Genomic DNA, 1,088 nt, shown 5'->3' on the forward strand with positions numbered 1-1,088 from the left:
TCTTCATCTGTAGCATTTTTGCTGACGCCTAAGACCTCGTAAGGATCCCTCATAATTACCTCCTATTCCTTTGTTGTTAATATAATATTTAAGATGAAAATGTCAAGTATAGATTTTTATACTTGACAATCTTTTATTAGGGATTATATTTAAAGTGAAAAAAATAAAGATTTGGAGGTGCGATATGTTTAGACCATTAGAACCTTTTAAAGAATTAACAACGCTTCAAGAAAGAATCAACAAAATGTTTGAAGATGTTTTGCCATCTTTTAGCTTGCAGGATTCAAAATGGTTACCAGCTGTAGATATTTACGAAACTGATGGTAGTATTCAAATTGAAGTAGAAGTACCCGGAATGAATGAAAAAGATTTAAAGGTAAAAGTAGAAGATAATACTTTGACTATATCTGGTGAGCGCAAGTTTGAAAAGAAAGAATCCAAAGATAATTATTACAGGATTGAACGCAATTACGGGACATTCACAAGAAGTTTCTTCTTGCCAGACAATGTTGATAAAGAACAAATTAAAGCAAAATATGAAAATGGTATCTTAAAAGTAGAATTGCCTAAGAAATTGCTGACCCAGATATCGGCGATAGTTTTAAAAAACCAAAAGCCATATATAAAGAAGGTAGAGAGCATAGTGAGGCAGTACATCCCCGAGGAAGATATCATAGAAGAGAGCTTTAGGCTATATAAAGAGAAGTTTGGTGAGTACTTCATAGTGTCAAAATACCTGGCTGTGCTGATGTATGTGGCCAAAAAGCATAAAAAAAGCATAAATATACAAGAAATTTGCAATAGATTAGGTGTTTCATATTATTCTGTGCTTAATCTATATAAATATTATGGCTTTAATAGGCAAAAAGCATAGTTTCGAATAGTTTCGAAGGTTTTTTGGGCTGAATCTGGCAATTTTTGGCATTTTTTGGGCAAATTACAGCGTTATATGTTAAATGGCGTTAAATTAGGGTGTTAAATGGTTGCTTTTTTGAGATTTTGGGCTAAAAAGCTTGTTTTTCTTTAGTTAATGTCTCTATAAAATTATAAGATGTTTTTCTTTCTTTAAATTCTTGTGTTTTACGAAC

The 1,088-nt window shown here is 31.6% G+C and carries 1 protein-coding gene; it reads left to right on the top strand.

From position 1 onward, the window contains the following. Positions 1 to 184 precede the first annotated feature (184 nt). The gene (locus Q0C22_RS03200; protein ID WP_291490624.1) at positions 185 to 874 is read left to right on the top strand and encodes an Hsp20/alpha crystallin family protein; all 690 of its coding nucleotides are present in this window, start codon (positions 185 to 187) and stop codon (positions 872 to 874) included. Positions 875 to 1,088 lie beyond the last annotated feature (214 nt).

Source organism: Desulfurella sp. (genome assembly GCF_023256235.1).
Taxonomy (GTDB): domain Bacteria; phylum Campylobacterota_A; class Desulfurellia; order Desulfurellales; family Desulfurellaceae; genus Desulfurella.

Coding starts and splice junctions, on each gene's coding strand:
- Q0C22_RS03200 (WP_291490624.1), top strand. CDS start 185: ATGTTTAGACCATTAGAACCTTTTAAAGAATTAACAACGCTTCAAGAA.